At 46.2% G+C, this 7,841-nt stretch carries 6 protein-coding genes; 2 read left to right on the forward strand and 4 right to left on the reverse strand.

Going from position 1 to position 7,841, the window contains the following annotated elements:
* Positions 1-7: 7 nt before the first annotated feature.
* Both B5D35_RS21585 and B5D35_RS21590 read right to left on the reverse strand, forming a co-directional pair.
* Positions 8-814: a sigma-54-dependent transcriptional regulator gene (locus tag B5D35_RS21585; RefSeq protein ID WP_078754532.1), complete on the reverse strand. Its 807-nt coding sequence runs from the start codon at positions 812-814 to the stop codon at positions 8-10.
* Positions 789-2,618, reverse strand: a complete 1,830-nt coding sequence (locus tag B5D35_RS21590) for a sensor histidine kinase (protein ID WP_078754533.1) — start codon at positions 2,616-2,618, stop codon at positions 789-791. The genes B5D35_RS21585 and B5D35_RS21590 overlap by 26 nt, the downstream gene beginning before the upstream one ends.
* A 100-nt stretch (positions 2,619-2,718) precedes the next feature.
* Here B5D35_RS21590 and pdxH point away from each other — a divergent pair, with 100 nt between their 5' ends.
* A complete protein-coding gene (gene pdxH, locus B5D35_RS21595; protein ID WP_078754534.1) occupies positions 2,719-3,357 on the forward strand; it encodes a pyridoxamine 5'-phosphate oxidase in 639 nt (212 codons plus the stop codon).
* A gap of 40 nt (positions 3,358-3,397) precedes the next feature.
* Here the strand turns inward: pdxH and B5D35_RS21600 are convergent, their stop codons facing one another.
* The gene (locus tag B5D35_RS21600; protein WP_078754535.1) at positions 3,398-4,108 is read right to left on the reverse strand and encodes a helix-turn-helix transcriptional regulator; all 711 of its coding nucleotides are present in this window, start codon (positions 4,106-4,108) and stop codon (positions 3,398-3,400) included.
* Positions 4,109-4,573: 465 nt separating this feature from the next.
* Positions 4,574-6,412 carry an SUMF1/EgtB/PvdO family nonheme iron enzyme gene (locus B5D35_RS21605; RefSeq protein ID WP_078754536.1) on the reverse strand — a complete coding sequence of 613 codons (1,839 nt, stop codon included), beginning with the start codon at positions 6,410-6,412 and terminating at the stop codon, positions 4,574-4,576.
* A gap of 648 nt (positions 6,413-7,060) precedes the next feature.
* Between B5D35_RS21605 and B5D35_RS21610 the strand changes: the two genes are divergently transcribed.
* Complete coding sequence (locus tag B5D35_RS21610) at positions 7,061-7,834, forward strand: helix-turn-helix domain-containing protein (protein WP_078754537.1); 774 nt, start codon at positions 7,061-7,063, stop codon at positions 7,832-7,834.
* Positions 7,835-7,841: the final 7 nt, after the last annotated feature.

A 7,841-nucleotide genomic window follows, 5' to 3' on the forward strand; every position in this document is an offset into this window, starting at 1 on the left:
GGATAACCTAGGGTCTCAGCGGCCTTCTACTAACTTTGCAACGGAGCCATATTTTTCGTTGAACGGAGAGGGGCAATGCTTCAATGCCATCAAGAAACAAGGTGCCTTTGCGTGCGGATTTTAGCTTTCCATGTTTCCCCGCAAATAACGGCGTTGTCTCTCCAGTGACACCAAACAATTCTTGTTCGATGCCGGAGTCGGGAACCTGGCGACATTTTAAGCTGACGAATGGCTCGTCTTGCCGCTCGCTGTGGTCGTGCATGAATCGGGCGGCGAGTTCTTTTCCCGTTCCCCGCTCACCTTGCATGAGCAAACAAGTGTCTTTATCTTTTAAGTGAGAGAGGGCGCGTCGAAGCTGCTTGATTTCTCCCGAATTGCCGAGAATTCGAGGGCCGGGCGCACTCTGTTGTTCGAGCTCTCGCCGCAGCTCACGGTTTTCCATCACAAGATTTCGTTTGTCTAAGCCTCGGCCAATAACCTCCAAAAGGTGATCGGTAGAAAAGGGCTTTTCCAGAAAGTCATAGGCACCTCCTCGCATCGCTGAAACCGCCGTAGATATATCCCCGTGCCCCGTTAACATAACGACTGACAGCTCTTTGTCGATAGCAAGGGCATGATGGAGAAATGCGATACCGTCCATCTGCGGCATGTTGATGTCAGAGACGATGACGCCCTCAAACGTTGAATCCAATTTCGTTAAAGCATCTTTGGCACTGGAAAACGCGGTAGGGATAAATCCTTCAATGTCGAGCGTCTGACTTAAAGAGTCTCGGATTGAACGCTCATCATCAATGATCCAAATCTCTTTTGTCATGGCGTTGTGTCCCTTCTATAAAACGTTGCAGCGTGACGATAAAGTCGGCACCACCACTTGAATGATCGTTGACTTTGAGGTCGCCATCAAAGCTCTCGATGATGCGACGACAAATCGTTAACCCCAAACCGAGTCCGTCGGGTTTGGTGGTGAAAAAGGGCGAGAAGATGTTGTCTTTCAGGTCATTATTCATGCCTGATCCGTTGTCCCAGACATGAATGGCGATGCGTTCCTCCGTTTCTATAATTTCTATCCCCATCATCGGATCTTGGGTAGATGACAACGCGTGCGTAGCATTGCTCATTAAGTTGAGGATCACCTGTTCTAACTGGACAGGATCGGCTTTCACATAGAGATCTTTATCCGACAGTGTGCACGTAATGTGGATCCCTTTTTTCAGAAAGCTGGCCTCTGAAAGGGCGATGGAGGCAGAGATTACGGCATTGACGTCAGCCCTATTACGGCTGCTTTTATCTTGTTTTCTGGCGAATACTTTGAATCGAGCAATGATTTCGGCAATCAGTCCAATCAGTTCATTAATGGTCGTCAGGTTTTTTCCGACATCAGCGTACCGCTCTTTTTTCATCAGTCTTAAGCTATTTTCGGTGTAGGTTCGCATAGCAGCAAGAGGCTGGTTAATTTCATGATTGATGCTGGCTGACATTTCTCCCAACATGGCGAGTTTTGCCGCTTGTATGAGCTCAGATTCGGTTTGTCTTAACGCCGCTTGTGCCGTCTCGTATTGCGCGATACTGGACCGCAGGGCTGCGTTTGTTTCTTCCAGTGAAGCGGTGCGCGTAGCGACTTTGACTTCCAAATGGTCATTTAACCGTGCCAACTCTTTGCGGGTGCGTACATTTTGAAGCCATGCGGCGATGACCAGCACGAGTAGGGCATAGAACACGGCGAAGATACAGGCGGATTGGAAAACGACGGGAAAAGAATCAGAGACCGGCGTAAATCCATATATTTGCCAGCCCTCAGTACCTAGGGGGGTTGTGGAAATCAACATCATTTCCCGCTCAAGGTCTTTGTTCGAGAGGGACACTTTAGTTTTTCCCGACAGAACATCGGCATGTTTAAACGTTGTCAGGTTCCTGAGTTTGGTATCGCCATAACGTCTGGAATCTCGAATGGCTTGCTTCTGTACATCCGTCAAGATTGTTAATGACTGATAGAGCCATTCATTGCGAGAGCTGTAGAAAATGACGCCTAACGGATCCGCAATCAGGTAGTCAAACTGCTGCTGGTTCCATATTCGGTCGATGATTGAGAGATCGACTTTGAGTGTCAGTACGCCAGAAATTCTGTTGTCATCAATAACAGGGTACGAAAAATAGTAGCCACGCTTGTCTGAGACGACACCTAAGGCGTAGTACTGCCCCTTATTGCCTTGAATGGCCTGCTGGAAATAAGGCCGATAATGATAGCTATGTCCGACAAAGCTGGTTTCAGTGTCGACGTTGCTTGAGGCGACAGTCATACCTTGAGGATTCATCAAATACAGCACGTCACTGTTAAGGCGTGCATTCCAATCACTGAGCAGGATGTTGGTCTCTTCGAATAGCCGTTCACTTTCTGGAGCGCGTAGAAGGCGCTTTAACCTTGGGTCGGCAGATAAAACGACGGGGATTTCGCTATAACGGGCTAATTCTGCCGCTAGCTTTTCCTGCAACTGAAAGACATCGCTTTCGATTTTTTGGATATAACGTTTTTCAATGGAGGAGTAAGTAAAAGAGGCGACAAAGGCGGTCAGAATTAGCCCTATCAGGGTGACAAAAAAAACAATGAGCCGCTTCTGCATAATCGCCTTCTTTAGTAAACACTGTTTCCAACAGGGTTTTCGCTTGAGAAAACCGTCCGTGGGCAGCAAAATGGGAAAAAATCGTTACTCGGAGCTCCAGATGGATTTGTTTGATATTCGAAGAGAATATAACCAAGGCGGATTGAGACGCAAAGATCTGCCTGAAAACCCGGTTGAATTTTTTGAGCACTGGCTCAAACAGGCCATTGACGCGGGGCTACCTGATCCCACTGCAATGACCGTAGCGACAGTTGATGAAAACGGTCAACCCTTTCAACGTATTGTGTTGTTAAAACACGTAGATAACGATGGATTCGTGTTCTATACCAATTTGGGGAGTCGTAAAGCGAAACAGCTTGCGCATAACTCGAAAATTAGCATTCACTTCCCTTGGCATATGCTTGAGCGTCAGGTGCATATCACGGGAACGGCTGAAAAGCTGGGTAAGCTCGAAGTGATGAAGTACTTCTTGTCTCGGCCGAAGGAAAGCCAATTAGCTGCATGGGCCAGCCATCAAAGTGAACGCTTGTCGGCGCGTTCTGCTCTTGAAGGGAAATACATGGAGCTGAAAAAGCAGTTTGAAAAAGGCGAAGTTCCCGTGCCAACATTTTGGGGTGGCTTTCGCGTGAAAGTCTCGTCGATGGAATTTTGGCAAGGTGGTGAGCACCGACTGCATGACAGGTTTATCTATCAAAACGAAGGTAAGGGTCAGTGGGACGTAGAGAGATTGGCGCCTTAACCCCAAAAAACCATAAGAAAAAGCAGCGTAAGCTGCTTTTTTATTCTTCGATAATAAGGCTAAATTGTTGCTTCAAAAGTGTTTGTGGGATCCTAGAGCCGATACCTAGCTCCAGAGCCTTATCGACGAGCTCAGTTTTGCTGTTTGCCCCGAGTTTTATTCGAAGATTAGCAAAGTGATTTTCAATGGTCTTTACGGAAACACCCAGCAGTTGGGCGATGAACTGAGGCTTCTTGCCATAAAGGTGAAGAAATAATACTTCAGACTCTCTTTTGGACAGTAAGCCTTTAGATGGCGTCGAGGGAGGCCGAGCCTCTGTGTGAGTATTTGTGCCTGCCAGTTTGCAGATCCACGCGCCAATATCCAGCAATGCACTTTCATCCACCGACTCCCAATTGAAGATGACCCCGAGTATATCGCCAGACTCATTGTACCAAGGTACTTTGGTTACGATGTGCGCTTGCCAACTGCCGTTGGAATAAGGGTGAACATTCAGAATGCGGATTTTACGTTTTGTCTTAATGACGCGCTTGTCTTGATGGGAAAAGTTATCAGCATATTTTGCAAGGTCAGGGGACAGCTCTGATACTGTTTTTCCGATTAACGTGTCTTGAGAGTCAATACCGAGTAAGTCAGCATAGTTCTTATTCACATAAACAAATTTTGAATCTATATCTTTGCAGCCCCAACATCCGGGGAGCTGTTCAAAGAGCGAGATCTGCGTTGTGGGGATTGGCGTTACGTTGTTCATAAGGAAGGCTGGCTAAATTGGTTAAGTGACAGTGTATTGTAAAAGTTTACTGTGTTACACGGCATGTATCACAAATTGGATGTCGTTGAATAAAAAAACCGGCTCGTAGGGAGCCGGTAAAAACAAGAGTTTACTCCAAAGAGTGAAATCCTGTACGACGTGTAGAAGAGTCCACCTATCGTAACGCTCGAGGGTTTCAAGTGACGATAAGATGGTTCACCGAGGTAAATTTCAGTGATGAAACAGCAAGATACTGCAATATCTTCTGCTCGTTGCGTAATATACGCAGTCGCCAGAAATTCGGGCAGGGGGGAAATGCACTATTTCGCAGTTAATTAATAGGATTCTTCTATTGCTCATGTAAATACCGAGAAAAATGCATATTTTCTCGCCTTGAATGTGTTTGTGCGAAAACAAAAAAGCCCACAAAAGTGGGCTTTTTAGGGACACTAGAAACAAGGAACGCTATATTTGGCGAACAACACGGAAACCGAGGTAGTTTGCACTGAGATCCGATTTCAGTTCCAAGCGCTCTGCGACACGCGCACTGCTTGGAGAGAAACTCCAGGCACCGCCTCTCGCTACAGGGGTTTGGCTTTCAGCCCACTCCCAAACATTCCCTGCAGTATCATAAATACCGAAAGGGTTTGCTGCGAAACTGCCGACTGGCGAGGTACTTTTGTTGGACCACTCAGAGCCACTCCAGCCTGTATTGGCATTGCCGACACCGATGTCGTTGCCCCACCAAAAATCAGACTCTTGACCACCACGTGCCGCGACTTCCCACTGCACTTCCGATGGTAAGGTATAGCTGAAGCCCGTTTGTGTACTTAGCCACTTTGAATACGTCATAGCGTCTTCGTGTGTGATACATACAACCGGTGAGCTGTCGGTTTGTGTGAAACCAGGCTTACGCCAATGATGGTTGAGAAGTTGCTTTGGCTCACCGTTTTCTAACGTGGTGCAACCTTGTCCTTCTTCAGCTCCCGTCACATAGCCTGTCGCTGCAACAAACTCGCCAAATTGTTTCACCGTCACTGGCGTAGCGGCTATCGAGTATGGCTGTTCAACCATGACTGATTGCTTGGCGTCAAACCCAACGCGATACTGCCCAGCACCGACAACAACCATTTGAGGGGCTTGTCGGTTATTGGTGAGTTTGTCAGCGAATTGCTTTCCCGGCTGAGGCTGGTTCTCCTGTTCTTTGAGGTTCGCCCAAACGACGGAGTCTTTGTTCATGTACATCTGACGACTGTATGGTTCAAACCCAGGCTTGTCGACAGACAGTTGGTGTTGTCCCGCTGGCAACATGATCTCAACGGGTGTGGAACCGTAGGTCACACCATTGATCGTGACGTTGTCGTCATAGCGATTTGAGCGAATTTTGATATTCACCCAACGCTTAGCTTGTTGTTTCGGTGCAGTTTTTGCTGACGTAAATGGTTTTTCCACACAATATCTTTCGGCAAAATCAAGCAGTTTACAGGCCGCATTTTCATCCGGCTGGCTGCGCATTTCAGCCTGCATTCGCGTGATGTAGCGGTTCGTTCCGCTAAAGCCGCTGTCTACGACATTGTTGTTCATCACATGAATATTGAAAGATACGCGATTTGCGTTCAGTTTCGCTGTCGTGGATTCAGTGACGTTATCAAGAACTTGAGATTGGAAAGTGTTGACCGCTTTTTGCATAGTCAGGGTTTTGCCCTGATTCGCACAAGCGGCAAGCGTCATTGATTCACTACAGGTGATGGTGTGAACAACTTCAATGGAATCTGCAACTGTAAGCTCCTGACGAAGGCGCTTAACACGCGCTTCTTTTTTCGCTTCTTGCAAATTTTCCATTGAACTCATCAGTAATTGTTTCTGGCGGTTTTCACCTTCAACAATACGCTGTTGCTCAGCGACCACTTGATCATTGGTCAGCGTATCATTTTGGTTTTGTTTTACCGCATTCCAAGCTACTTGATAGTCATCTCTGTATTGGGTTAAGTCTGTATCTGGGTTTTCAATTAAGCGACGAAATTGCTCATCGAGTCGCTCTTGTGCCAGATTACGCTTATTTTCAAGTTCGATAGTACTTTTCGCCAATGTTTCGCGTTCAGCTAACAAGGCATCAAGCTTATCTCTCTGTGTTTGTAGGTTTTGTGCGTGTGAGCTAATTTCACTTCTTTTATCCGCTAGCTTCTGTTCCAACGCAACAACGGGATCGTCAGTCGCGACTGTGGCTTCATTGGCAAGCGATTGACTGCTAAGAAGTATTGGCGTTAACGCAAGAACCAGAGCGGTGATGCGATTACTTTTCATAAGTCCCTTGCTTATTCTCGGTATTTCTTTAGAAAACCTGTGTCCCAAATCGCTACATTAACATGGATATGTTAATACGCTTCTTCATGATACTAATTATTTGACGCTTATCGTTATTATTCAAACTCTTTATTTTGACTGGCAACTCAATAATTAATGCAAGATTTAGTGTAGCGCACGAATTTCGTTATTAGAAAATAGGAAATAACGTTTTAATTGACGCTAATTTTAATTTGGCGTCATAAATTTGGCGTGATTTACATTGATTAATTTGCGTTGTAGCCCGTTTATTTGAAATGCCAAGGATCCGATTTCACCGGAACGATGATCATGAAAAGATCGCCTGTTAATGTCCCTGAAAGAATGATCAAGCGAAAGTTTTCATGCTTTCGCCTATGCCAAAGGGTGATTACCTCGTTTATATCAATGACATATGTAATAAATTGGTTGTTATTTGTTCGCTATTAAGACAAGCTAGATAGGATTGATAGCGTAAAGATGGAGAGATCCTCCTCAGAATTGAAGTCGAAATGACATCCACCGTAGTTTGTACACCACTTGATCATCTTTCCGGGATGATTTTGCTTCTCGATTCTCCCTAATACATGGCAAAATAGGCCTTGTCTTTCCCTCGTTACTGTTTTGGCTATGGCATTAGAATTCAAGCACTCTCAGGTTATTGCTTTGCCCAGTGATCCGTCGCTTCATGCGCATGATTATCGGCAGGTTGTGATCGGCCTACAGGGACAAACTGAGTTCGAGTTGTCAGGTCGAGGTAATCTTGTTGGCCCTGGACAAGGGTGTTTGGTCTCTGAGTCGGAGTTACATGCATTTTCGGGGATCGGCCAAAATGAAATTTTGGTTATCAACCTTCCCGAGTCAGTCTTGCATGGTGAAATCACCATGAAGCAGAAAGTGGAAACTTTGTTTCGACGCGATGCGTATTTTCAGCTCGACAATCAGGCGCAAACCCTCGTGCGTGCCTTGACAGCTGAGATGGTCGCGAATCCGGATGATCAGCTCCTAGGGCGAGCATGTGCGGACACACTCTTGTGTGTGATGGAAAGACATGTCCGCGATCAACTGCCTTCTATCAGGCAACATCATCGTCTGAATATGGATGTACTTGATTTGTATATTCGACAGCACATCAATCGAAAAATCAGTGTGGCGCAGATGGCAGGGTCCGTTTTTTTAGCCGAGAGCCAATTCCACCACCTGTTTAAAACCCAAATGGGCATGACACCGCACCAATATGTCTTAAGAAAGCGTTTCGAGCTTGCTCAAGATCTACTTTGTAACAGTGATTTGAGCCTTTCCCAAATCTCAGATAGCTGTGGCTTCTCTTCTCAAAGGGGGTTGTTGCAAAAAATCCGTAGTGATCCAAAATCGTCTCATTTCTCCCTGGCGGATAACGGATAGATGGCCA

Origin of the sequence: Enterovibrio nigricans DSM 22720, assembly GCF_900167155.1 — a bacterium.
Classification (GTDB): Bacteria; Pseudomonadota; Gammaproteobacteria; order Enterobacterales; family Vibrionaceae; genus Enterovibrio; species Enterovibrio nigricans.